Origin of the sequence: Demequina iriomotensis (assembly GCF_000971395.1) — a bacterium.
Lineage (GTDB): Bacteria > Actinomycetota > Actinomycetes > Actinomycetales > Demequinaceae > Demequina > Demequina iriomotensis.
Map to the genome: position 1 here is coordinate 545,745 of NZ_BBME01000009.1, position 20,671 is coordinate 566,415.

The 20,671-nt window shown below is 67.7% G+C and carries 33 protein-coding genes and 1 pseudogene; all 34 read left to right on the forward strand.

The window, feature by feature from the left end; translation table 11 throughout:
• Positions 1-2,115: an elongation factor G gene (fusA, locus tag AOM09_RS02575; protein ID WP_062383842.1), complete on the forward strand. Its 2,115-nt coding sequence runs from the start codon at positions 1-3 to the stop codon at positions 2,113-2,115.
• Positions 2,116-2,233: 118 nt separating this feature from the next.
• Positions 2,234-3,424 (forward strand): elongation factor Tu, encoded by a 1,191-nt coding sequence (gene tuf, locus AOM09_RS02580; protein ID WP_062383844.1) that lies wholly within the window; start codon positions 2,234-2,236, stop codon positions 3,422-3,424.
• A gap of 340 nt (positions 3,425-3,764) precedes the next feature.
• Entirely contained in the window at positions 3,765-4,073 is a 309-nt protein-coding gene (gene rpsJ / locus AOM09_RS02585) for a 30S ribosomal protein S10 (protein WP_042213186.1), read from the forward strand.
• Between the two features lie 35 nt (positions 4,074-4,108).
• Positions 4,109-4,771 (forward strand): 50S ribosomal protein L3, encoded by a 663-nt coding sequence (rplC, locus tag AOM09_RS02590; protein WP_062383847.1) that lies wholly within the window; start codon positions 4,109-4,111, stop codon positions 4,769-4,771.
• Positions 4,772-4,776: 5 nt separating this feature from the next.
• Positions 4,777-5,424 (forward strand): 50S ribosomal protein L4, encoded by a 648-nt coding sequence (rplD, locus tag AOM09_RS02595; RefSeq protein WP_062383851.1) that lies wholly within the window; start codon positions 4,777-4,779, stop codon positions 5,422-5,424.
• 1 nt (position 5,425) lies between these two features.
• Positions 5,426-5,731 carry a 50S ribosomal protein L23 gene (gene rplW, locus AOM09_RS02600; protein WP_062383855.1) on the forward strand — a complete coding sequence of 102 codons (306 nt, stop codon included), beginning with the start codon at positions 5,426-5,428 and terminating at the stop codon, positions 5,729-5,731.
• A 19-nt stretch (positions 5,732-5,750) separates the two neighbouring features.
• On the forward strand, positions 5,751-6,590 hold the full coding sequence (gene rplB, locus AOM09_RS02605; protein WP_062303289.1) for a 50S ribosomal protein L2: 840 nt from the start codon (positions 5,751-5,753) through the stop codon (positions 6,588-6,590).
• A gap of 12 nt (positions 6,591-6,602) precedes the next feature.
• On the forward strand, positions 6,603-6,881 hold the full coding sequence (gene rpsS / locus AOM09_RS02610) for a 30S ribosomal protein S19 (RefSeq protein ID WP_042213173.1): 279 nt from the start codon (positions 6,603-6,605) through the stop codon (positions 6,879-6,881).
• A 32-nt stretch (positions 6,882-6,913) separates the two neighbouring features.
• Positions 6,914-7,273: a 50S ribosomal protein L22 gene (gene rplV / locus AOM09_RS02615; RefSeq protein ID WP_062383858.1), complete on the forward strand. Its 360-nt coding sequence runs from the start codon at positions 6,914-6,916 to the stop codon at positions 7,271-7,273.
• Positions 7,274-7,284: 11 nt separating this feature from the next.
• Positions 7,285-8,094, forward strand: coding sequence for a 30S ribosomal protein S3 (gene rpsC / locus AOM09_RS02620; protein ID WP_062383861.1), 810 nt, complete (start codon positions 7,285-7,287; stop codon positions 8,092-8,094).
• Between the two features lie 2 nt (positions 8,095-8,096).
• Positions 8,097-8,516, forward strand: a complete 420-nt coding sequence (gene rplP / locus AOM09_RS02625) for a 50S ribosomal protein L16 (protein WP_062293962.1) — start codon at positions 8,097-8,099, stop codon at positions 8,514-8,516.
• Positions 8,516-8,746 (forward strand): annotated as a pseudogene (gene rpmC / locus AOM09_RS02630) (50S ribosomal protein L29); the annotation flags it as partial. The gene rplP and the pseudogene rpmC, both read left to right, overlap by 1 nt.
• 18 nt (positions 8,747-8,764) lie before the next feature.
• The gene (gene rpsQ / locus AOM09_RS02635) at positions 8,765-9,052 is read left to right on the forward strand and encodes a 30S ribosomal protein S17 (protein ID WP_062383865.1); all 288 of its coding nucleotides are present in this window, start codon (positions 8,765-8,767) and stop codon (positions 9,050-9,052) included.
• A 58-nt stretch (positions 9,053-9,110) separates the two neighbouring features.
• On the forward strand, positions 9,111-9,482 hold the full coding sequence (rplN, locus tag AOM09_RS02640; protein WP_062293953.1) for a 50S ribosomal protein L14: 372 nt from the start codon (positions 9,111-9,113) through the stop codon (positions 9,480-9,482).
• A complete protein-coding gene (rplX, locus tag AOM09_RS02645) occupies positions 9,482-9,820 on the forward strand; it encodes a 50S ribosomal protein L24 (protein WP_062298284.1) in 339 nt (112 codons plus the stop codon). Before rplN ends, rplX begins: the two co-directional genes overlap by 1 nt.
• Positions 9,820-10,380 (forward strand): 50S ribosomal protein L5, encoded by a 561-nt coding sequence (rplE, locus tag AOM09_RS02650; protein ID WP_062303303.1) that lies wholly within the window; start codon positions 9,820-9,822, stop codon positions 10,378-10,380. The genes rplX and rplE overlap by 1 nt, the downstream gene beginning before the upstream one ends.
• A 3-nt stretch (positions 10,381-10,383) precedes the next feature.
• Positions 10,384-10,569: a type Z 30S ribosomal protein S14 gene (locus AOM09_RS02655; protein ID WP_042213145.1), complete on the forward strand. Its 186-nt coding sequence runs from the start codon at positions 10,384-10,386 to the stop codon at positions 10,567-10,569.
• Between the two features lie 57 nt (positions 10,570-10,626).
• The gene (rpsH, locus tag AOM09_RS02660; protein ID WP_062383869.1) at positions 10,627-11,025 is read left to right on the forward strand and encodes a 30S ribosomal protein S8; all 399 of its coding nucleotides are present in this window, start codon (positions 10,627-10,629) and stop codon (positions 11,023-11,025) included.
• A gap of 21 nt (positions 11,026-11,046) precedes the next feature.
• Positions 11,047-11,583, forward strand: coding sequence for a 50S ribosomal protein L6 (rplF, locus tag AOM09_RS02665; protein WP_062383872.1), 537 nt, complete (start codon positions 11,047-11,049; stop codon positions 11,581-11,583).
• A gap of 3 nt (positions 11,584-11,586) precedes the next feature.
• Complete coding sequence (gene rplR, locus AOM09_RS02670) at positions 11,587-11,958, forward strand: 50S ribosomal protein L18 (protein WP_062383875.1); 372 nt, start codon at positions 11,587-11,589, stop codon at positions 11,956-11,958.
• Positions 11,959-11,981: 23 nt separating this feature from the next.
• Positions 11,982-12,551 (forward strand): 30S ribosomal protein S5, encoded by a 570-nt coding sequence (gene rpsE, locus AOM09_RS02675; RefSeq protein WP_042213137.1) that lies wholly within the window; start codon positions 11,982-11,984, stop codon positions 12,549-12,551.
• A 2-nt stretch (positions 12,552-12,553) separates the two neighbouring features.
• Positions 12,554-12,736, forward strand: a complete 183-nt coding sequence (gene rpmD / locus AOM09_RS02680) for a 50S ribosomal protein L30 (protein ID WP_062293932.1) — start codon at positions 12,554-12,556, stop codon at positions 12,734-12,736.
• A complete protein-coding gene (gene rplO / locus AOM09_RS02685; RefSeq protein ID WP_082098751.1) occupies positions 12,736-13,419 on the forward strand; it encodes a 50S ribosomal protein L15 in 684 nt (227 codons plus the stop codon). The genes rpmD and rplO overlap by 1 nt, the downstream gene beginning before the upstream one ends.
• Positions 13,420-13,496: 77 nt before the next feature.
• Entirely contained in the window at positions 13,497-14,795 is a 1,299-nt protein-coding gene (secY, locus tag AOM09_RS02690; protein WP_062383878.1) for a preprotein translocase subunit SecY, read from the forward strand.
• Complete coding sequence (locus tag AOM09_RS02695) at positions 14,795-15,358, forward strand: adenylate kinase (RefSeq protein WP_062383882.1); 564 nt, start codon at positions 14,795-14,797, stop codon at positions 15,356-15,358. The genes secY and AOM09_RS02695 overlap by 1 nt, the downstream gene beginning before the upstream one ends.
• Before the next feature lie 7 nt (positions 15,359-15,365).
• Positions 15,366-16,172, forward strand: a complete 807-nt coding sequence (map, locus tag AOM09_RS02700) for a type I methionyl aminopeptidase (protein WP_062383885.1) — start codon at positions 15,366-15,368, stop codon at positions 16,170-16,172.
• 155 nt (positions 16,173-16,327) lie between these two features.
• On the forward strand, positions 16,328-16,900 hold the full coding sequence (locus tag AOM09_RS02705; RefSeq protein ID WP_062383888.1) for a hypothetical protein: 573 nt from the start codon (positions 16,328-16,330) through the stop codon (positions 16,898-16,900).
• Between the two features lie 110 nt (positions 16,901-17,010).
• Positions 17,011-17,640, forward strand: a complete 630-nt coding sequence (locus AOM09_RS02710; protein ID WP_062383891.1) for a hypothetical protein — start codon at positions 17,011-17,013, stop codon at positions 17,638-17,640.
• 154 nt (positions 17,641-17,794) lie between these two features.
• Entirely contained in the window at positions 17,795-18,064 is a 270-nt protein-coding gene (locus AOM09_RS02715) for a hypothetical protein (RefSeq protein ID WP_062383895.1), read from the forward strand.
• 192 nt (positions 18,065-18,256) lie between these two features.
• Positions 18,257-18,478 carry a translation initiation factor IF-1 gene (gene infA, locus AOM09_RS02720; RefSeq protein ID WP_042213122.1) on the forward strand — a complete coding sequence of 74 codons (222 nt, stop codon included), beginning with the start codon at positions 18,257-18,259 and terminating at the stop codon, positions 18,476-18,478.
• 48 nt (positions 18,479-18,526) lie between these two features.
• Positions 18,527-18,640: a 50S ribosomal protein L36 gene (rpmJ, locus tag AOM09_RS14785; protein ID WP_062069916.1), complete on the forward strand. Its 114-nt coding sequence runs from the start codon at positions 18,527-18,529 to the stop codon at positions 18,638-18,640.
• A 128-nt stretch (positions 18,641-18,768) separates the two neighbouring features.
• Positions 18,769-19,137 carry a 30S ribosomal protein S13 gene (rpsM, locus tag AOM09_RS02725; protein ID WP_062303328.1) on the forward strand — a complete coding sequence of 123 codons (369 nt, stop codon included), beginning with the start codon at positions 18,769-18,771 and terminating at the stop codon, positions 19,135-19,137.
• 3 nt (positions 19,138-19,140) lie between these two features.
• Complete coding sequence (gene rpsK / locus AOM09_RS02730) at positions 19,141-19,530, forward strand: 30S ribosomal protein S11 (protein ID WP_062303331.1); 390 nt, start codon at positions 19,141-19,143, stop codon at positions 19,528-19,530.
• Between the two features lie 154 nt (positions 19,531-19,684).
• Positions 19,685-20,671 carry a DNA-directed RNA polymerase subunit alpha gene (locus tag AOM09_RS02735; RefSeq protein WP_062383898.1) on the forward strand — a complete coding sequence of 329 codons (987 nt, stop codon included), beginning with the start codon at positions 19,685-19,687 and terminating at the stop codon, positions 20,669-20,671.

Consider the following 20,671-nt stretch of genomic DNA (forward strand, 5'->3'; position numbering starts at 1 on the left):
GTGGCACAGGACGTGCTGACGGACCTCACGAAGGTCCGCAACTTCGGCATCATGGCCCACATCGATGCCGGCAAGACGACGACGACCGAGCGAATCCTGTTCTACACGGGTATCACCTACAAGATCGGCGAGGTGCACGACGGCGCCGCGACGATGGACTGGATGGCCCAGGAGCAGGAGCGTGGCATCACGATCACGTCCGCCGCGACGACGTGCTTCTGGAACAACATCCAGCTGAACATCATCGACACGCCCGGTCACGTGGACTTCACGGTCGAGGTGGAGCGCAACCTCCGCGTCCTCGACGGTGCCGTCGCCGTGTTCGACGGCAAGGAGGGCGTCGAGCCCCAGTCGGAGACCGTGTGGCGCCAGGCGGACAAGTACAACGTCCCCCGCATCTGCTTCGTCAACAAGATGGACAAGATCGGTGCGGACTTCTACTTCACCGTCGACACCATCAAGTCGCGCCTCGGCGCGAAGCCGCTGGTCATCCAGCTGCCGATCGGTGCCGAGTCCGACTTCCTCGGTGTCATCGACCTCGTCCAGATGAAGGCCCTCGTGTGGCCGGGCGATGCCAAGGGTGACGTGACCCTGGGCGCCCAGTACGAGACCCAGGACATCCCGGCCGACCTGGCCGAGAAGGCCGCGGAGTACCGCGCCGAGCTGCTCGAGACGGTCGCCGAGACCGACGAGGCGCTCATGGAGAAGTACTTCGAGAACGGCGACCTGTCGGTCGACGAGATCAAGGGCGCCATCCGCAAGATGGTCATCAACTCCGAGATCTACCCGGTCCTGTGCGGCTCGGCGTTCAAGAACCGTGGCGTGCAGCCCATGCTCGACGCGGTCGTGGACTACCTCCCGTCGCCGCTCGACATGCCGGCGATCGAGGGTCACGACGTGCACGACGAGGAGAAGGTCATCGAGCGTCACGCCGACGCCGACGAGCCGTTCTCCGCGCTCGCGTTCAAGATCATGACGCACCCCTTCTTCGGCCGTCTGACCTACATCCGCGTGTACTCCGGCAAGGTGGACTCCGGCGCGCAGGTCATCAACGCGACCAAGGGCAAGAAGGAGCGCATCGGCAAGATCTTCCAGATGCACGCCAACAAGGAGAACCCGGTCGACTCCGTGACCGCGGGCCACATCTACGCCGTCATCGGCCTCAAGGACACCACCACCGGTGACACCCTGAGCGACCCGAGCGCGCAGGTCGTGCTCGAGTCGATGACCTTCCCCGAGCCCGTGATCCACGTGGCGGTCGAGCCCAAGACCAAGGGCGACCAGGAGAAGATGTCGGTCGCGATCCAGAAGCTGGCCGAGGAGGACCCGACCTTCCGCGTCAAGCTGGACGAGGATACCGGTCAGACCGTCATCTCCGGCATGGGCGAGCTCCACCTCGACATCATCGTCGACCGCATGAAGCGCGAGTTCAAGGTCGACGCCAACGTCGGCAAGCCGCAGGTCGCGTACCGCGAGACCATCCGCGGCACCGTCGAGAAGCACGACTACACCCACAAGAAGCAGACGGGTGGCTCGGGTCAGTTCGCGAAGGTCCAGATCTCGATCGCGCCGCTCGAGGCCGACGCCGAGGTCATGTACGAGTTCGAGAACGCCGTCACCGGTGGTCGCGTGCCGCGCGAGTACATCCCGTCGGTCGACGCCGGCATCCAGGACGCGATGAACGTCGGCATCCTCGCCGGCTACCCCATGGTGGGCGTCAAGGCCACGCTGCTCGACGGTCAGTACCACGACGTCGACTCCTCGGAGATGGCGTTCAAGATCGCCGGCTCGATGGCCTTCAAGGAGGCCGCGCGCAAGGCCCAGCCGGTGCTCCTCGAGCCCGTCATGGCCGTCGAGGTCCGTACGCCCGAGGACTACATGGGCGACGTGATCGGCGACCTCAACTCCCGCCGTGGCCAGATCCGTCAGATGTCCGACGCCGCCGGCGTCAAGGTCATCGACTCCCTGGTCCCGCTGTCGGAGATGTTCGGCTACGTCGGCGACCTGCGTTCCAAGACGCAGGGTCGCGCGGTGTACTCGATGACCTTCGACAGCTACGCCGAGGTTCCTCGCAACGTTGCCGAGGAGATCATCGCTAAGACCCGGGGCGAGTAGTCCCACCGGTTGAAGTAGGAAACAATACGACCAGTAGGGATGCGCCCCACGATGGCAGCGGCCATCGGTAGTCGGATCCTCTACCCGAGTCTCACCACCAATTCAGGAGGAAGCCAAAATGGCTAAGGCCAAGTTCGAGCGGACCAAGCCGCACGTCAACATCGGCACCATCGGTCACGTCGACCACGGTAAGACCACGCTGACCGCTGCGATCTCGAAGGTCCTGCACGACCAGTACCCCGACCTCAACCCCTTCACGCCGTTCGAGGACATCGACAAGGCGCCGGAGGAGCGCGAGCGCGGTATCACGATCAACATCGCGCACATCGAGTACCAGACCGAGAAGCGCCACTACGCGCACGTCGACGCCCCGGGTCACGCCGACTACATCAAGAACATGATCACCGGTGCGGCCCAGATGGACGGCGCGATCCTCGTGGTCGCGGCGACCGACGGCCCGATGGCCCAGACGCGCGAGCACGTGCTGCTCGCCCGCCAGGTGGGCGTGCCCTACCTGCTCGTGGCCCTCAACAAGTCGGACATGGTCGACGACGAGGAGATCCTCGAGCTCGTCGAGGTCGAGGTGCGCGAGCTCCTCTCCTCGCAGGGCTTCGACGGCGACAACGCTCCCGTCATCCGCGTCTCGGCGCTCAAGGCGCTCGAGGGCGACGAGAAGTGGGCCCAGTCGGTCAAGGACCTCATGACGGCCGTGGACGAGAACGTCCCCGAGCCCGAGCGTGACATGGACAAGCCCTTCCTCATGCCGATCGAGGACGTCTTCACGATCACCGGTCGTGGCACCGTCGTCACCGGCAAGGTCGAGCGCGGCAAGCTCAAGATCAACTCGGAGGTCGAGATCCTCGGCATCCGCGAGCCGCAGAAGACCACGGTCACCGGCATCGAGATGTTCCACAAGCAGATGGACGAGGCGTGGGCCGGCGAGAACTGCGGTCTGCTGCTCCGCGGCACCAAGCGCGAGGACGTCGAGCGCGGCCAGGTCGTGGTCCAGCCCGGCACCACCACCCCGCACACCCAGTTCGAGGGCCGTTGCTACATCCTGGACAAGTCCGAGGGTGGCCGCCACAACCCGTTCTACTCGAACTACCGCCCGCAGTTCTACATCCGCACCACGGATGTGACCGGCGTCATCACGCTGCCCGAGGGCACCGAGATGGTCATGCCGGGCGACACCACCGAGATGTCGGTCGAGCTCATCCAGCCGATCGCCCTCGAGGAGGGTCAGGGCTTCGCGATCCGCGAGGGTGGCCGTACCGTCGGTTCCGGCACCGTCACCAAGATCATCAAGTAAGTCCACGACTTACCTGAGCGAGGGCCCCCGCCGCACGGCGGGGGCCCTCGTCGCATGTCCGGCGTACGATGCGGGGGAGGGTCGCGAGGCCCCGGCGCCGCGCATCGTGCCCGGCGGGATGAGCACGCCCGACCCCTAGCAGGGGTCGGGGCGGTACCGTTTGCGCGCCACGCGTGAATCTGGCACAATATTCAGGTTGCCTATTGCGGGCAGCCACACCTTCACCCACGGCCCGGCAGAGATGTCATGGCGCACGTGCGTCGCAGATACGCGACACGCCCGAGCGCGGGGGTCGGGGAGATGACCGTAGTTGTACACGAGAGATAAGGCAGACCACGCCATGGCGGGACAGAAGATCCGCATTCGGCTGAAGAGCTATGACCACGAGGTCATCGACTCCTCGGCCCGCAAGATCGTCGAGACGGTCACGCGCGCCGGCGCGTCGGTGGTGGGCCCCGTGCCGCTGCCCACCGAGAAGAACGTGTTCTGTGTGATCCGTTCGCCCCACAAGTACAAGGACTCCCGCGAGCACTTCGAGATGCGCACGCACAAGCGCCTCATCGACATCGTGGACCCGACGCCCAAGGCCGTCGACTCGCTCATGCGTCTCGACCTGCCCGCGGACGTCAACATCGAGATCAAGCTCTAAGCAGCACAAGCAGAGAAGTTAGGACTTCCCGAATCATGACTACGACTTCCAATGCCCAGCGCGCGGTCTCCGCGCTGCTCGGTACGAAGCTGGGCATGACGCAGGTGTGGGACGCCGAGGGCCGCGTTGTGCCCGTCACGGTGATCCAGGTCGACACCAACGTCGTGACCCAGGTGCGAGGCGAGGAGAAGGACGGCTACGAGGCCATCCAGCTCGCCTTCGGTTCCGTGGACCCGCGCCGCGTCACCAACCCCCTCAAGGGCCACTTCGAGGCCGCCGGCGTGACGCCGCGCCGCCACGTGGCCGAGGTCCGCACCGCCAACGCGTCCGAGTACGCCCTGGGCCAGGAGATCACCGCCGAGGTGTTCGAGGCCGGCCAGCTCGTCGACGTGACCGGCACCACCAAGGGCAAGGGCACCGCCGGTGTCATGAAGCGTCACGGCTTCTCCGGCGTGGGTGCCTCGCACGGTGCGCACCGCAACCACCGCAAGCCGGGCTCCATCGGTGGCGCCTCCACGCCGTCGCGCGTGTTCAAGGGCATCAAGATGGCCGGCCGCATGGGCAACGCCCGCAAGACCGTTCAGAACCTCCTCGTCCACTCGGTCGACACCGAGAAGGGTCTCGTGCTCGTCAAGGGCGCGGTTCCCGGCAACAAGGGCGGCGTCGTTCTCATCCGCTCCGCCGTGAAGGGCGCGTGATAGCCATGGCTACCGCTAAGACCGTCGAGCTTCCCGCCGACATCTTCGACGTCGACACGAACGTCCCCCTGATCCACCAGGTCGTGGTCGCGCAGCTCGCTGCCGCCCGCCAGGGCACCCACGCCACCAAGACCCGCGGCGAGGTCCGCGGTGGTGGCAAGAAGCCCTACAAGCAGAAGGGCACCGGCCGCGCCCGTCAGGGCTCGACCCGCGCGCCGCAGTTCGCCGGCGGTGGCACCGTCCACGGCCCGCAGCCCCGCGACTACTCGCAGCGCACGCCCAAGAAGATGAAGGCCGCCGCGCTCCGTGGCGCCCTCTCCGACCGCGCCCGCGCCGGCCGCGTGCACGTCGTGGACTCGATCATCTCGGGTGACACGCCGTCGACCAAGGCCGCCATCGAGGCGCTCGCCGCGATCACCGCGGGCCGCTCGGCCCTCGTGGTCATCGAGCGCTCCGACGAGCAGACGATCCTCTCGCTGCGCAACGCCGCGAGCGTCCACCTCATCGCGGTCGACCAGCTCAACACCTACGACGTGCTCGTGAACGACGACACGGTCTTCACCAAGGGCGCGTTCGACGCGTTCGTCGCGGGTCCCGCGACCGGCAAGTCGGTGAAGGCCGTCGCGACGGAGTCCGAGGCGGAGGAGAAGTAACATGACCGCTCTCAACAAGGACCCCCGCGACATCATCGTCCGCCCGATCGTCTCCGAGAAGACGTACGGCCTCATGGACGAGGGCAAGTACACCTTCGAGGTGGACCCCCGCTCGAACAAGACCGAGATCAAGATCGCGATCGAGCAGATCTTCGGTGTGAAGGTCGCGTCCGTCAACACCATCAACCGCAAGGGCAAGACGCGCCGCACCCGCTTCGGCCTCGGCAAGCGCAAGGACGTCAAGCGCGCGATCGTCACCATCTCGGGCGACGCGGGCATCGACATCTTCAGCGGCCAGGCCGGCTAGAAGGACAGGTAAAGCACTCATGGCTATTCGTAAGTACAAGCCGACGACGCCGGGCCGCCGTGGCTCGTCCGTCGCCGACTTCGTCGAGGTCACCCGCTCGACGCCCGAGAAGTCGCTGGTCCGCCCGCTGCACAAGAAGGGCGGCCGCAACAACACCGGTCGCATCACCACCCGTCACCAGGGTGGCGGTCACAAGCGCGCCTACCGCGTGATCGACTTCCGTCGTCACGACAAGGACGGCGTGCCCGCGACCGTCGCGCACATCGAGTACGACCCCAACCGCACCGCCCGCATCGCGCTCCTGCACTACGCGGACGGCGAGAAGCGCTACATCATCGCCCCCGAGAAGCTCGGTCAGGGCGACCGCGTGGAGAACGGCGCCGGCGCCGACATCAAGCCCGGCAACAACCTCCCGCTGCGCAACATCCCCGTCGGTACGGTCATCCACGCGATCGAGCTCAAGCCCGGCGGCGGCGCCAAGATCGCCCGCTCGGCCGGTGCCTCGGTGCAGCTCGTCGCCAAGGACGGCCCGTACGCGCAGCTGCGCATGCCGTCCGGTGAGATCCGCAACGTCGACGCGCGCTGCCGCGCGACGATCGGCGAGGTCGGCAACGCCGAGCAGTCGAACATCAACTGGGGCAAGGCCGGCCGTATGCGCTGGAAGGGCAAGCGCCCGACCGTGCGTGGTGTCGTGATGAACCCGGTGGACCACCCGCACGGTGGTGGTGAGGGCAAGACCTCCGGTGGTCGCCACCCGGTCTCGCCGTGGGGCAAGCCCGAGGGCCGCACCCGCAAGCCCAACAAGGAAAGCGACAAGCTCATCGTGCGTCGCCGCAAGACTGGCAAGAACAAGCGATAAGGGAGCCTGGACATGCCTCGTAGCCTCAAGAAGGGCCCCTTCATCGACGACCACCTTCTCAAGAAGGTGGACGCTCAGAACGAAGCGGGCACGAAGAACGTCATCAAGACCTGGTCGCGCCGTAGCGTCATCACGCCGGACTTCCTGGGTCACACCTTTGCCGTGCACGACGGCCGCAAGCACGTCCCGGTGTTCGTCACCGAGTCGATGGTCGGCCACAAGCTTGGTGAGTTCGCTCCCACGCGCACGTTCAAGGGCCACGTCAAGGACGACCGCAAGGGCCGCCGCTAAGGCGCCTGAGCGAAGTAAAGGGAGTAAAGAACATGGAAGCCAAGGCGCAGACGCGGTACATCCGCGTGACCGCCCAGAAGGCTCGCCGCGTCGTGAACCTGGTCCGTGGTCAGAACGCTGTGGAGGCCTCGGCCTCGCTGAAGTTCCAGCCGCAGGCCGTCGCGACCGATGTGCGCAAGCTCATCGACTCGGCGATCGCCAACGCGCGTGTGAAGGCCGACAAGGCCGGCGAGCGCTTCGACGAGCGTGAGCTCGTCATCAAGGAGATCTTTGTGGACGAGGGTCCGACCATGAAGCGCATCCAGCCGCGCGCTCAGGGTCGTGCGAACCGCATCCTCAAGCGTTCCTGCCACATCACCGTCACCGTCGCGACCCCGGTCGCTGCCAAGTAAGGGGCCAAGTAATGGGACAGAAGGTCAACCCCCACGGCTACCGCCTGGGCATCACGACCGACCACCGTTCGCGCTGGTTCGCCGACTCGACCAAGAAGGGCGAGCGCTACCGCGACTACGTGGACGAGGACGTCAAGATCCGCAAGATGATGTCGGAGGGCCTCGAGCGCGCCGGCGTCTCGAAGGTGGAGATCGAGCGCACGCGTGAGCGTGTCCGCGTCGACCTGCACACCGCGCGTCCGGGCATCGTCATCGGCCGCCGCGGCGCCGAGGCCGACAAGCTTCGCGCCAACCTCGAGAAGCTGACGGGCAAGCAGGTCCAGCTCAACATCCTCGAGGTCAAGAACGCCGAGGTCGACGCGCAGCTCGTGGCGCAGGGCATCGCGGAGCAGCTCGCCTCGCGCGTGTCCTTCCGCCGTGCGATGCGCAAGGGCATCCAGTCCGCGCTCCGCGCCGGTGCCAAGGGCATCCGTGTGCAGTGCTCGGGCCGTCTCGGCGGCGCCGAGATGTCGCGCTCGGAGTTCTACCGCGAGGGCCGCGTGCCGCTGCACACCCTCCGCGCGAACATCGACTACGGCTTCTTCGAGGCCCGCACCACCTTCGGCCAGATCGGCGTGAAGGTGTGGATCTACAAGGGTGACATGACGGAGAAGGAGTGGGCCGCCGAGCAGGCGAAGGCCCCCCGCCCGCAGCGTGGCCGCGGCGACCGCCGTGGTGGCGACCGCGGTCCGCGTCGTGACGCCGCCCCCCGTTCGGCCGAGGCCCCCGCGGCCGACGCCCCTGCTGCCGAGGCTCCCGCCGAGGCCGGTAAGGAGAGCTGAGAATGCTTATCCCCCGTCGAGTGAAGCACCGCAAGCAGCACCACCCGAAGCGTTCGGGCGCCGCGACCGGTGGCACCTCCATCGCCTTCGGTGACTTCGGCATCCAGGCTCTCGAGCCCGCCTACGTCACCAACCGCCAGATCGAGGCGGCCCGTATCGCGATGACCCGCCACATCAAGCGTGGCGGAAAGGTCTGGATCAACATCTACCCGGACCGCCCCCTGACCAAGAAGCCTGCCGAGGTCCGCATGGGCTCCGGTAAGGGTTCGCCCGAGTGGTGGGTCGCGAACGTGAAGCCCGGTCGGGTCATGTTCGAGCTCGCCGGCGTCCCGGAGGAGCTCGCTCGCGAGGCCATGCGCCGCGCGCAGCACAAGCTCCCCATGAAGACCCGCTTTGTGACCCGTGAGGGTGGTGACATCTAATGGCCATCGGTACCAAGGACCTCATGCCGTCCGAGCTGGACGCCATGGAGAACGAGCGCCTGGTCGAGGAGCTGAAGAAGGCCAAGGAGGAGCTGTTCAACCTGCGCTTCCAGTCGGCCACCGGTCAGCTCGAGAACCACGGCCGCCTCAAGGCCGTCAAGCGCGACATCGCGCGCATCTACACGATCCTGCGTGAGCGCGAGCTCGGTATCCGCACCGCGCCCTCCGCGAAGGCATAAGGAACAGATATGTCGACCAAGAAGCACACGACGGCGACCACGGAGCACCGCGCGTACCGCAAGACGCGCCGTGGCTACGTGACGTCGGACAAGATGGACAAGACCATCACCGTGGAGATCGAGGACCGCGTCAAGCACCCGCTCTACGGCAAGGTCATGCGCCGTACCAGCAAGATCAAGGCCCATGACGAGCTCAACACCGCCGGCATCGGCGACCTCGTCGTCGTGATGGAGACCCGCCCGCTGTCCGCTTCCAAGCGGTGGCGTCTGGTCGAGATCGTCGAGAAGGCCAAGTAACTACTAGTTCGACCAGGCTCGCTCGGTGTGAGCGAGAACCAGACGACAGGAGACAGACATGATTCAGCAGGAGTCGCGACTTCGCGTCGCCGACAACACGGGTGCGAAGGAAGTCCTCTGCATCCGCGTGCTCGGCGGCTCGCACCGTCGCTACGCCGGCATCGGCGACATCATCGTCGCCACCGTCAAGGACGCGATCCCCGGCGGCAACGTCAAGAAGGGCGACGTTGTCAAGGCGGTCGTCGTGCGCACCACCAAGGAGCGCCGCCGTCCCGACGGTTCGTACATCCGTTTCGATGAGAACGCTGCGGTGATCCTCAAGAACCTCGACGGTGACCCGCGTGGCACCCGCATCTTCGGCCCCGTGGGCCGCGAGCTGCGTGACAAGAAGTTCATGAAGATCATCTCGCTGGCACCGGAGGTCATCTGATGGCGAAGATCAAGAAGGACGACCTCGTCGTCGTCATCGCCGGCCGTGACCGCGGTCAGCAGGGCCGCGTGCTGTCGGTCGACCCCGAGCGCGAGCGCGTGGTCGTCGAGGGCATCCAGCGTGTCACCAAGCACATCAAGCCGGGCACCCGCCGCGACAACGCCGAGGGTGGCCTCGTGACCGTCGAGGCCGCGATCCACATCTCGAACGTGATGCTGGTCGACCCGGAGACCAAGAAGGGCACCCGTGTCGGCTACCGCACGGAAGAGGTCGAGCGTGACGGCCGCAAGCGCACCGTGCGCGTGCGCGTCGCCAAGCGCTCGGGTAAGGACGTCTGATGGCTGACGTGACCACGCTGCCGCGTCTCAAGGAGAAGTACCGCAACGAGATCATCGCGCAGCTGCGCGAGGAGTTCGGCCACGAGAACATCAACCAGGTCGCCGGCCTCACCAAGATCGTCGTGAACATGGGTGTCGGTGACGCCGCGAAGGACTCGAAGCTCATCGAGGGTGCCATCGCGGACCTCACCGCCATCACCGGTCAGAAGCCGCAGGTCACCAAGGCCCGCAAGTCCATCGCGCAGTTCAAGCTGCGCGAGGGTCAGCCGATCGGCGCGCACGTCACGCTGCGCGGCGACCGCATGTGGGAGTTCCTGGACCGCCTGCTCTCGATCGCGCTTCCGCGAATCCGCGACTTCCGCGGCCTCAGCCCGAAGCAGTTCGACGGCAACGGCAACTACACCTTCGGTCTCACCGAGCAGTCGATGTTCCACGAGATCAACCAGGACAAGATCGACCGCGTCCGCGGTATGGACATCACGGTCGTGACCTCCGCCACCACCGACGACGAGGGCCGCTCGCTGCTCAAGCAGCTGGGCTTCCCCTTCAAGGAGAAGTAGGCCATGGCCAAGACTGCGCTCAAGAACAAGGCCGCCGGCAAGCAGAAGTTCGCCGTCCGTGCCTACACCCGGTGCCAGAAGTGCGGTCGCCCGCACTCGGTGTACCGCAAGTTCGGCCTCTGCCGCGTGTGCTTCCGCGAGATGGCTCACCGCGGTGAGCTGCCCGGCATCACCAAGAGCAGCTGGTAAACCACTACGCCACAGGTCCCCTGCGGGGAAACCACGGCGAGGAAGAGTTCAAGACTCATGACGATGACTGACCCCATCGCAGACATGCTGACGCGTCTGCGCAACGCGAACGCGGCGTACCACGAGACCGTGTCGATGCCGCACTCCAAGCTCAAGGCGAACATCGCCACGATCCTGGAGGCCGAGGGCTACATCACCGGCTCCGCCGTCGCGGACGCCGAGGTGGGCAAGACCCTCACCCTCACGCTGAAGTACGGCCCCAACCGTGAGCGTTCGCTCGCCGGTGTGCGCCGTGTGTCGAAGCCCGGCCTTCGCGTGTACGCCAAGTCGACGAACCTGCCCAAGGTGCTCGGCGGCCTCGGCGTTGCCATCCTGTCCACCTCCTCCGGTCTGCTGACCGACCGTGAGGCCGAGAAGAAGGGCGTCGGCGGCGAGGTCGTCGCGTTCGTCTGGTAACCGGAAAGGAATCACAGAGCAATGTCACGCATTGGCAAGATCCCCGTTCCGGTTCCCGCCGGAGTGGACATCACCATCGAAGGCGCCGACGTCACGGTGAAGGGCCCCAAGGGCACCCTCACGCACAGCGTCGCCGCCCCCATCACGGTCGAGAAGGGCGACGAGGGCCTCGAGGTCAAGCGTCCGAACGACGAGCGCGTCTCCAAGTCGCTCCACGGCCTGACCCGCACGCTCATCGCGAACATGGTCACCGGTGTGACCTCGGGCTACGAGAAGAAGCTCGAGATCGTCGGCACGGGTTACCGCGTCGCGCTCAAGGGCTCGGACCTCGAGTTCGCGCTCGGCTTCTCGCACCCGGTCGTCGTGACCCCGCCGGAGGGCATCACCTTCACGGTCGAGGGCCCCACCAAGTTCACCGTTGCGGGCATCAGCAAGCAGCAGGTGGGCGAGGTCGCGGCGAACATCCGCAAGATTCGCAAGCCCGAGCCCTACAAGGGCAAGGGCGTCCGCTACGCCGGCGAGCAGGTTCGCCGCAAGGCAGGAAAGACGGGTAAGTAAGACATGGGTATCGCAATCAAGGGCAAGGGCAAGGCGATCCAGCGCAAGCGTCGCCACTTCCGCCTGCGCAAGAAGATCTCCGGCACCGCTGCTCGTCCCCGCCTCGTCGTCACCCGCTCCTCGCGCCACATGGTCGCGCAGATCGTGGACGACACCGTCGGCAAGACCCTGGCGTCCGCGTCGACCCTCGAGGCCGACGTCCGCGCGCTGGACGGCGACAAGACGGCCAAGGCCTCCAAGGTCGGCCAGCTGGTCGCCGAGCGCGCCAAGGCCGCGGGCATCGAGGCCGTCGTGTTCGACCGTGGCGGCAACAAGTACCACGGCCGCGTGGCGGCCGTGGCGGACGGCGCCCGAGAGGCGGGCCTCGCCCTCTAGGGCGCGGCCAGGAGTGAGGAATTATGGCTGACAACAACAGCGGCCGTCGCGGCGGGAACCGTCGCGACAACGAGCCGGAGAACAAGTTCGTCGAGCGCGTCGTCACCATCAACCGTGTCGCCAAGGTCGTGAAGGGCGGTCGTCGCTTCAGCTTCACCGCGCTCGTGGTCGTCGGTGACGGCGAGGGCAACGTCGGCATCGGCTACGGCAAGGCGAAGGAGGTGCCGGCCGCGATCTCGAAGGGTGTCGAGGAGGCCAAGCGCAACTTCTTCCGCGTCCCCCGTATCCAGGGCACCATCCCGCACGCCGTGCAGGGTGAGGCCGCCGCGGGCGTCGTGTTCCTGCGTCCCGCGTCGCCGGGTACCGGTGTGATCGCCGGTGGTCCCGTCCGCGCGGTGCTCGAGTGCGCCGGCATCCACGACGTGCTGAGCAAGTCGCTCGGCTCGTCCAACGCGATCAACATCGTGCACGCGACCGTCGACGCCCTCAAGCGCCTCGAGCGCCCCGAGGCCGTCGCGGCCCGCCGTGGCAAGGCCGTGGAGGACGTGGCCCCGGCCGCGATGCTCCGCGCCCAGGCAGCGGGGGTGAAGTAGTCATGGCACGACTCAAGGTCGTTCAGAAGAAGTCGGCGATCGGCACCAAGCCGCAGCACCGCGAGACCCTGCGTTCGCTGGGCCTCAAGCGCATCGGCGACATCGTCGTGAAGGAGGACCGTCCCGAGATCCGCGGGATGGTCAAGGCGGTGGACCACCTGGTCACCGTTGAGGAGGTTGACTGATGGCTGACGCCAAGACGCCGGCCGAGGAGACCGTCGAGGCGGCTCCCGCCAAGAAGGCTCCGGCCAAGAAGGCTCCGGCGAAGGCCGCTGCCGACAAGCCGGCCGCCGAGAAGAAGCCCGCTGCGAAGAAGCCGGCTGCCAAGAAGGCCGACGCCGCTTCGGAGGAGGCCAAGCCGGCCGCCAAGAAGCCCGCCGCCAAGAAGGCTGCCGCCAAGGTCGAGGAGCCCGCGGAGAAGGTGAACACCCTCAAGGTGCACCACCTGCGTCCTGCTCCCGGTTCGCACACCAAGAAGACCCGCGTGGGTCGTGGTGAGGCGTCCAAGGGTAAGACCGCGGGCCGCGGTACCAAGGGCACCGGTGCTCGCTACCAGGTTCCGGAGCGCTTCGAGGGTGGTCAGACGCCCATCCACATGCGCATCCCGAAGCTGCGCGGCTTCAAGAGCCCCTTCAAGGTCTACTACCAGGTCGTCAACGTGGGCCAGCTCTCCGAGCTGTTCCCGAAGGGCGGCGAGGTGACCAAGGCGGACCTCGTGGCCAAGGGTGCGGTGCGCCGCAACCAGCCCGTCAAGGTCCTCGGTGAGGGCGAGATCTCCGTCAAGGTGACGCTCGTCGACGCCGACAAGGTCTCGCAGTCCGCGAAGACCAAGATCGAGGCCGCTGGCGGCTCGGTCAACGAGGGCTAGTGATCGCGCCGGGCCCGTCCTGAGGGACGGGCCCGGTCGCGTATCCTCGTGTTCTCACAATCTGCAGGGGAGTATCAATGCTGAGTGGCTTCATGAGTGCGTTCCGCACCCCCGACCTTCGGAGGAAGCTCCTCTTCACCATCGGGATTCTCGCGATCTACCGGCTGGGTGTCGCCATCCCCACGCCCGGCGTCGACTACGGCAACGTCGAGCTCTGCCTCTCGCAGACCTCCGCCACCGGCGCCTTCGCGATCCTGAACCTCTTCTCCGGCGGCGCGCTGCTGCAGCTGTCGATCTTCGCGCTGGGCATCATGCCCTACATCACCGCGTCGATCATGGTGCAGCTGCTCCGCGTCCTGATCCCTCGTTTCGAGACGCTCCACAAGGAGGGCTCCGAGGGCCAGGCGAAGCTCACGCAGTACACGCGCTACATCACGGTCGGCTTCGCCGCCATCCAGTCCGCGTCGTACATCACCATGGCGCGCAACGGCCTGTTCTTCCCCGGCTGCTCGGTCGACGTGATCCCGAACGACTCGTGGAACGTCATCCTCACCATGGTCCTGACGATGACCGCCGGCACCGTGTTCATCATGTGGCTGGGCGAGCGCATCACGGAGCGCGGCGTCGGCAACGGCATGTCGCTGCTCATCTTCACCTCGGTGGCTGCAGGCTTCCCGAGCATGGTCTCCTCCGTCTGGAACTCCACCAACGGCCCGCGCAACACGCTGCTGGTGCTGCTCGCGCTCCTCGCGGTCATCGCGGCCGTGGTCTTCGTCGAGCAGTCGCAGCGCCGCATCCCGGTCCAGTACGCCAAGCGCATGGTGGGCCGCAAGATGCTCGGCGGCTCCTCCACCTACATCCCGCTCAAGATCAACATGGCGGGCATCATCCCGGTCATCTTCGCCTCGTCGCTGCTGACGATCCCGCAGGTGATCATCCAGTTCCAGGGCGACGACCCGGCGGGCTGGGTCGTGTGGCTCAACAACCACGTCGCGAGCCAGACGGCCCCGCTGCACATCGCGCTGTACATCCTGCTGATCGTGTTCTTCGCGTACTTCTACACCGCGATCACGTTCAACCCGGTCGAGGTCGCCGACAACATGAAGAAGTACGGCGGCTTCATCCCGGGCATCCGTCCGGGCACCCCGACCGCCGAGTTCCTGGACTACGTCCTCTCGCGCATCACGGCCGCAGGCTCCATCTACCTCGCGCTCGTGGCGCTCGTCCCCACGCTCCTGTTCGTCATGCTCGGCCTGTCGACGTCGATCCCGTTCGGCGGCACGTCGATCCTCATCCTCGTGGGTGTGGGTCTCGACACCGTCAAGCGCATCCAGTCGCAGCTCGAGCAGCATCACTACGAAGGGTTCCTCCGCTGATGCGTGCCGTCCTCCTTGGTCCTCCCGGTGCCGGCAAGGGCACCCAGGCCGCCCGTCTCACCGAGCGCTTCGGCGTCCCGGCCATCTCCACCGGCGACATCTTCCGTGCCAACGTCAAGGGCGGCACGGAGCTGGGCCGCAAGGCCCAGGAGTACATGAACGCGGGCCAGCTGGTCCCCGACGAGGTCACGAACGCCATGGTGCGCGCGCGCCTGGCCGAGGACGATGCGGCGCAGGGCTTCCTGCTCGACGGCTACCCGCGCAACCCGGAGCAGGCGGTCGAGCTCGACTCGATGCTGGCCGACCTCGGGGTGGTGCTCGACGTCGCGATCGAGATCACCGCCGACTTCGACGTGGTGACCGAGCGCCTGCTCAAGCGCGCCGAGATCGAGGGGCGCGCCGACGACACCGAGCCCGTCATCCGCAAGCGCCTCGAGGTCTACTCGACCTCGACCGCGCCGCTCACCGCGTTCTACGCGGGCAAGGGCCTGCTGGTGCAGGTGGACGGCCTGGGCGAGATCGACGAGGTCACCGACCGGCTCGTCGCCGCCGTCGCGCGCTGAGCCACGCATGGCCCGCATCGAGCTGAAGACCCGCGCGCAGATGCGGGTGATGGCGCACGCGGGCGTGATCGTCGAGCGCGCGCTGGCGGCCGCGAAGGCGGCCGCCGTGCCGGGCGCGACGACGGCCGAGGTCGACGCCGCGGCCGCCCGCGTCATCGCGGAGGCCGGTGCGACGTCGAACTTCCTCGGGTACCACGGGTTCCCGGCCGTGAGCTGCATCTCCGTCAACGAGGAGGTGGTCCACGGGATCCCCGGCGACCGCGTCATCGTCGAGGGCGACGTCGTGTCGATCGACTGCGGCGCGATCGTGGACGGCTGGCACGGGGACAGCGCCCTCAGCTTCATCGCGGGCGACCCGCTCTCGAAGGCCGACGTCGCGCTCGTGAAGGAGACCGAGCGGTCGCTGTGGGCCGGCATCGCCGCGCTCGCCGGCGCGACGCGCGTGTCCGAGGTCGGCGCCGCCGTCGAGGACGTCGCCGATGCGGCGGGACTGCACCCGCTCGAGGGCTACGTGGGCCACGGCATCGGCACGGCCATGCACATGGAGCCCGACGTCCCCAACTATCGCACCCGCGGGCGCAGCCCTCGGGTCCAGCCCGGCATGTGCCTCGCGATCGAGCCGATGCTCGTGATCGGCACCTCGGACTCCGCGGTGCTGAACGACGAGTGGACGGTCGTGTCGCTCGACGGTTCGCGCGCCGCCCACTGGGAGCACTCGGTCGCGGTCCACGAGGACGGCATCTGGGTGCTGACCGCCGCGGACGGCGGCGCCTCCCGCCTCGCACCCCTTGGCGTGGTCCCCGTCGCCCCCTGACGGGCGCATTCGAGCCCTCGCCCGCATCGTCCCTGGTGTGGCGCATCTCTCACCGGTTCACGCGACCGTTACATGAGCGCCACGCGGGGGCAAAGCCGACGGGTTAGCGTCGGCTCAGCCGGCGACTCGGACGCCGGCGTGCTGAGGAGGGGACCATGGCACGTGGGTTCAACTATGCCCCGGGTGCGAGCGATGAGGTCGAGGAGGCGGCGGCAGCGGAGCTGTCGAAGGAGCGGATGATGGCGCTCGGGGCGTCGCGCAACCCTGTGGTGCGCGAGGCCATCGCGGCGCGGCCCGAGTGCCCGTTCGGGCTCATGGTGACGCTCGCTCACGACTCGGCGGCCCCGGTGCGCGCGGCGATGGCCGGCAACCCTCGGGTGCTGCACTCGCTGCTCGAGCACCTGTCCCGGGACCGCCAGGAGTCGGTGCTGCTCGCCGTGGCGCGCAACCCGGTCACCACGCCGGACATCCTCGACTCGCTCGCGGGCCACCGTCGCCCGGAGGTGCGCGACGCCGCGACGGCGGCGCTCGAGGCGGCCGAGGCTCGTCCGGGAGCCGACCGTCACATGCCCGAGCTGCGCGACCGGGTGTTCGACCGCTCGCACGAGCGCCGCGACCAGATGCTCGCGCGGGCCGCCGCGATCGAGGAGCCGCCCGCGCCCGCACCTGCGCCCCGGCCCACCCGCACCGCACCGGTCCGCGGCTTCCTGCCGCCGGTCGACGCCTAGCCCGACACCCAGGATTCGCCCGCGCGTCACCGGCGCGACACCCGCCGGACAGCCGATGCTCACCGGCGCGCCCTAGCCTCTCGCTACCCGAGGGGCGAGGGAGGTGCGCGATGGGGGACGACGGCTGGTCGCGTGCGTTCATGGCGGCGTCCGGTGTCCCCGTCGCGAGCGAGCGCGCGGACGACGGGTCGCGAGCCCTGGTGAACGAGGCCCGCGCGGACGGGCTCGACCGTGCGCGGATCCTCGCGCTCGGGGCGCACCGCGTGCCCGAGGTCCGCGAGGCGATCGCGGCGCGGTCGGACTGCCCGATCGGCATGCAGGCCACGCTCGCGCACGACCGCCGCGCCTCGGTACGCGTGGCGCTGGCGGCGGGTCGTGGCCTGGCGGCCGGCGTCGCGGCCGAGCTCGCCGAGGATCGCGAGCTCGCCGTGGTCAAGGCGCTCGCCCGCAACGCCCGCACACCCCGCGCGGTGCTCGAGGTGCTCGCGGCGAATCGGCGCGAGGACGTCGCACGGCTGGCGCGCCGCGCGCTCGACGGCGTCCAGCTCGACGCCCGCCACCGCGCGGCCGAGGACCCGGCGCTGAGCGTCCGCGGACCGGCGCCGGGCGAGGCGGCCGCCTCGCGGGACGCGCAGGCGGCGTCGCCCGTGGGGGACCGGACCGCTCGCGTGCTCGCGCCGCGGCCCCAGGTGGGACGGCGTGACGGCGCGTCGGGCGCCGCTCGGGGCTCGCCGGCGTGATCCCCGCGCCCGGTGTGTCGGCTGCATGACGGGATGTCTGATTCGTCACACGGGTTTGAGCGACGGTGCCGTGCGGCGGTAGACACGTGCCACAACGAGGAGTGCGGGGAGGCGCAGCGTGGTGGTTCCGGCAAGCGGTTCGTCCGAGGATGTCATGCAGGCGCTCGATCCCGAGATCACCGGCTCGGCCCTGCTCCCGCTCGCGGTCCACCGCGACGCCGCCGTGCGTGCGGCGGTCGCCGGTCGCAGCGACTGCCCGATGGGCGCGCTCGTCTCGCTGGGGCACGATTCGAGCCTCGAGGTGCTGAGCGCGCTGCTCGCGAACCCCCGCACGCCGTCCTCCGTGGTGCGACGGCTCGCCGACCACCGCGACCCGCGGGTCGCGGGCGTCGCGGTGCAGCGCCTGCGCAACGCCTTCCTCTGACGGCCGGGCGGAGGGCCGGGCCCTCGACGGAGACCGCCCAGCGGAGTACCCTGGCGGCACGATGCACCGCCTGGGCCGGCTGCCGCGCGATGGGGCGCGGCCGCGCTTGAGAGCTCGCGAAGATTGCCGTATAGTTTTCCGTTGGGCGTTTTTGCGCGCCCGCATCCCTGTCAATCAACGTTAGCGGAGTTCATGGCTAAGAAGGACGGCGTCATCGAGGTCGAGGGCGTGGTGGTCGAAGCACTGCCGAACGCATCGTTCCGTGTGGAGCTGACGAACGGGCACCTCGTGCTCGCTCACATCTCCGGCAAGATGCGACAGCACTACATCAGGATCCTCCCGGAGGACCGCGTGGTGGTGGAGCTCAGCCCCTATGACCTGTCCCGCGGCCGCATCGTCTACCGCTACAAGTGAGTCGTCGACACGGCGCGTCCGCGTGCCTGATCGACGCAGGAAAGAACCATGAAGGTTAAGCCCAGCGTCAAGCCCATCTGCGACAAGTGCAAGGTGATCCGACGCAATGGCCGAGTGATGGTCATCTGCGAGAACCTGCGCCACAAGCAGCGTCAGGGCTAGACACACCCGAGAACATCCTCGCTCGACATATGCATCAAACCCCCGGCTCGGAGGCCGGGGCCCGCACAAGACCTTAAGCGGGGCGTTCGAGCGTCAGACCTCCGACTACTGATGGAGTAGAACCAGAAATGGCACGCATCGTCGGTGTCGACATCCCGCGCGACAAGCGCATGGTGATCGCACTTACCTACATCTACGGCGTCGGCCGCACCCGCGCCGAGCAGATCCTCGCAGCGACCGGCATCAGCCCGGACCTGCGCGTCAAGGACGCGAACGACGACCAGCTCGTCGCGATCCGTGACTACATCGAGGCCAACTTCACCGTCGAGGGCGACCTGCGCCGCGAGGTGGCCGCCGACATCCGCCGCAAGGTCGAGATCGGCAACTACCAGGGCCTCCGCCACCGCCGCGGCATGCCCGTCCGTGGTCAGCGCACCAAGACCAACGCCCGCACCCGCAAGGGCCGCAAGAAGACCGTCGCCGGAAAGAAGAAGTAAGACATGGCCGCTCCTACTCGCAAGCCGCGCAAGAAGATCAAGAAGACCGTCGCGCACGGTCAGGCGCACATCAAGTCCACCTTCAACAACACGATCATCTCGATCACGGACCCCTCGGGCGCCGTCGTGTCGTGGTCGTCGTCGGGCCAGGTGGGCTTCAAGGGCTCGCGCAAGTCGACCCCGTACGCCGCGCAGATGGCCGCCGAGGCCGCCGCTCGCCGCGCCACCGAGGCCGGCATGAGCAAGGTCGACGTGTTCGTCAAGGGCCCGGGCTCGGGCCGCGACACCGCGATCCGCTCGCTCACGGCCGCCGGCCTCGAGGTGACCTCCATCAAGGACGTCACCCCGCAGGCGCACAACGGCTGCCGCCCGCCGAAGCGCCGCCGCAACTAGCACGCCCGCGCGGGTGAGCCCGCGCTCTCGGTCGCGGGCCGATGCATGCATCGGCCCGTGGCCACCCCCATTTCCAGCTTCTGGCCCCTTCCGGACCGATCCCGGCAGGGAACCCTCGAGCATCAGATAGCGGATGCTCGGAAAGGAAACAACCGTGCTGATCGCACAGCGTCCCACGCTGACCGAGAAGGTCATCTCGGAGAACCGCTCGCAGTTCTCGCTCAAGCCGCTCGAGCCGGGCTTCGGCTACACGCTCGGCAACTCGCTCCGCCGCACGCTCCTGTCGTCCATCCCGGGCGCGGCCGTGACGTCGGTGCGCTTCGAGGGCGTCCTCCACGAGTTCACCACCATCGACGGGGTGAAGGAGGACGTGACCGAGATCCTGCTCAACCTCAAGAACCTCGTGGTCTCGTCGGAGAACGACGAGGCCGTCGTGATGTACCTGCGCAAGTCGGGCGCGGGCGTCGTCACCGGTGCTGACATCCAGCCCCCGGCCGGCGTCGAGATCCACAACCCGGATCTCCACATCGCGACCCTCAACGCGAAGGCGAAGTTCGAGGTCGAGCTCACGGTCGAGCGTGGTCGTGGCTACGTCCCCGCGGCGATGAACAAGAGCTACGACGCGGAGATCGGTCAGATCCCCGTCGACTCGATCTACTCGCCCGTCCTCAAGGTGACCTACAAGGTCGAGGCCACCCGTGTCGCGCAGCGCACGGACTTCGACGAGCTGGTCATCGACGTCGAGACCAAGAACTCGATCTCGCCGCGTGACGCCGTCGCGTCGGCGGGTGCGACGCTCGTCGAGCTGTTCTCGCTCGCGCGTGGCCTCAACGAGGCCGCCGAGGGCATCGAGATCGGCCCGTCCGAGACGGACGAGTCGCTCGAGGAGGACTACAACCAGCCGATCGAGGAGCTCAACCTCACGCAGCGGTCGTACAACTGCCTCAAGCGTGAGGGCATCCACACCGTGGGCGAGCTCACCGCGCGTTCCGAGGCGGACCTCATGGACATCCGCAACTTCGGCCAGAAGTCGATCACCGAGGTCAAGGAGAAGCTCGCCGAGCTGGGCTTCTCCCTGAAGGACGGCGCCGTCGAGTACGACAGCAGCTCGTCCGTCTACTTCTCGGGCAGCGACGAGTAA

Excerpts from the sequence above, each read along its gene's own strand:
- rpsK (WP_062303331.1), top strand. The coding sequence starts at position 19,141 with ATGGCCGCTCCTACTCGCAAGCCGCGCAAGAAGATCAAGAAGACCGTC.
- rpsC (WP_062383861.1), top strand. The coding sequence starts at position 7,285 with ATGGGACAGAAGGTCAACCCCCACGGCTACCGCCTGGGCATCACGACC.
- rpsH (WP_062383869.1), top strand. The coding sequence starts at position 10,627 with ATGACGATGACTGACCCCATCGCAGACATGCTGACGCGTCTGCGCAAC.
- rplC (WP_062383847.1), top strand. The coding sequence starts at position 4,109 with ATGACTACGACTTCCAATGCCCAGCGCGCGGTCTCCGCGCTGCTCGGT.
- rplD (WP_062383851.1), top strand. The coding sequence starts at position 4,777 with ATGGCTACCGCTAAGACCGTCGAGCTTCCCGCCGACATCTTCGACGTC.
- rplW (WP_062383855.1), top strand. The coding sequence starts at position 5,426 with ATGACCGCTCTCAACAAGGACCCCCGCGACATCATCGTCCGCCCGATC.
- tuf (WP_062383844.1), top strand. The coding sequence starts at position 2,234 with ATGGCTAAGGCCAAGTTCGAGCGGACCAAGCCGCACGTCAACATCGGC.
- rplN (WP_062293953.1), top strand. The coding sequence starts at position 9,111 with ATGATTCAGCAGGAGTCGCGACTTCGCGTCGCCGACAACACGGGTGCG.
- rpsQ (WP_062383865.1), top strand. The coding sequence starts at position 8,765 with ATGTCGACCAAGAAGCACACGACGGCGACCACGGAGCACCGCGCGTAC.
- map (WP_062383885.1), top strand. The coding sequence starts at position 15,366 with ATGGCCCGCATCGAGCTGAAGACCCGCGCGCAGATGCGGGTGATGGCG.
- AOM09_RS02710 (WP_062383891.1), top strand. The coding sequence starts at position 17,011 with ATGGGGGACGACGGCTGGTCGCGTGCGTTCATGGCGGCGTCCGGTGTC.
- rpsS (WP_042213173.1), top strand. The coding sequence starts at position 6,603 with ATGCCTCGTAGCCTCAAGAAGGGCCCCTTCATCGACGACCACCTTCTC.
- rpsM (WP_062303328.1), top strand. The coding sequence starts at position 18,769 with ATGGCACGCATCGTCGGTGTCGACATCCCGCGCGACAAGCGCATGGTG.
- AOM09_RS02655 (WP_042213145.1), top strand. The coding sequence starts at position 10,384 with ATGGCCAAGACTGCGCTCAAGAACAAGGCCGCCGGCAAGCAGAAGTTC.
- secY (WP_062383878.1), top strand. The coding sequence starts at position 13,497 with ATGCTGAGTGGCTTCATGAGTGCGTTCCGCACCCCCGACCTTCGGAGG.
- rplV (WP_062383858.1), top strand. The coding sequence starts at position 6,914 with ATGGAAGCCAAGGCGCAGACGCGGTACATCCGCGTGACCGCCCAGAAG.
- rplO (WP_082098751.1), top strand. The coding sequence starts at position 12,736 with ATGGCTGACGCCAAGACGCCGGCCGAGGAGACCGTCGAGGCGGCTCCC.
- rplX (WP_062298284.1), top strand. The coding sequence starts at position 9,482 with ATGGCGAAGATCAAGAAGGACGACCTCGTCGTCGTCATCGCCGGCCGT.
- infA (WP_042213122.1), top strand. The coding sequence starts at position 18,257 with ATGGCTAAGAAGGACGGCGTCATCGAGGTCGAGGGCGTGGTGGTCGAA.
- AOM09_RS02705 (WP_062383888.1), top strand. The coding sequence starts at position 16,328 with ATGGCACGTGGGTTCAACTATGCCCCGGGTGCGAGCGATGAGGTCGAG.
- rpmD (WP_062293932.1), top strand. The coding sequence starts at position 12,554 with ATGGCACGACTCAAGGTCGTTCAGAAGAAGTCGGCGATCGGCACCAAG.
- rplE (WP_062303303.1), top strand. The coding sequence starts at position 9,820 with ATGGCTGACGTGACCACGCTGCCGCGTCTCAAGGAGAAGTACCGCAAC.
- rplR (WP_062383875.1), top strand. The coding sequence starts at position 11,587 with ATGGGTATCGCAATCAAGGGCAAGGGCAAGGCGATCCAGCGCAAGCGT.
- AOM09_RS02715 (WP_062383895.1), top strand. The coding sequence starts at position 17,795 with ATGCAGGCGCTCGATCCCGAGATCACCGGCTCGGCCCTGCTCCCGCTC.
- rpsJ (WP_042213186.1), top strand. The coding sequence starts at position 3,765 with ATGGCGGGACAGAAGATCCGCATTCGGCTGAAGAGCTATGACCACGAG.
- AOM09_RS02695 (WP_062383882.1), top strand. The coding sequence starts at position 14,795 with ATGCGTGCCGTCCTCCTTGGTCCTCCCGGTGCCGGCAAGGGCACCCAG.
- rplB (WP_062303289.1), top strand. The coding sequence starts at position 5,751 with ATGGCTATTCGTAAGTACAAGCCGACGACGCCGGGCCGCCGTGGCTCG.
- rplF (WP_062383872.1), top strand. The coding sequence starts at position 11,047 with ATGTCACGCATTGGCAAGATCCCCGTTCCGGTTCCCGCCGGAGTGGAC.
- rpsE (WP_042213137.1), top strand. The coding sequence starts at position 11,982 with ATGGCTGACAACAACAGCGGCCGTCGCGGCGGGAACCGTCGCGACAAC.
- rpmJ (WP_062069916.1), top strand. The coding sequence starts at position 18,527 with ATGAAGGTTAAGCCCAGCGTCAAGCCCATCTGCGACAAGTGCAAGGTG.
- rplP (WP_062293962.1), top strand. The coding sequence starts at position 8,097 with ATGCTTATCCCCCGTCGAGTGAAGCACCGCAAGCAGCACCACCCGAAG.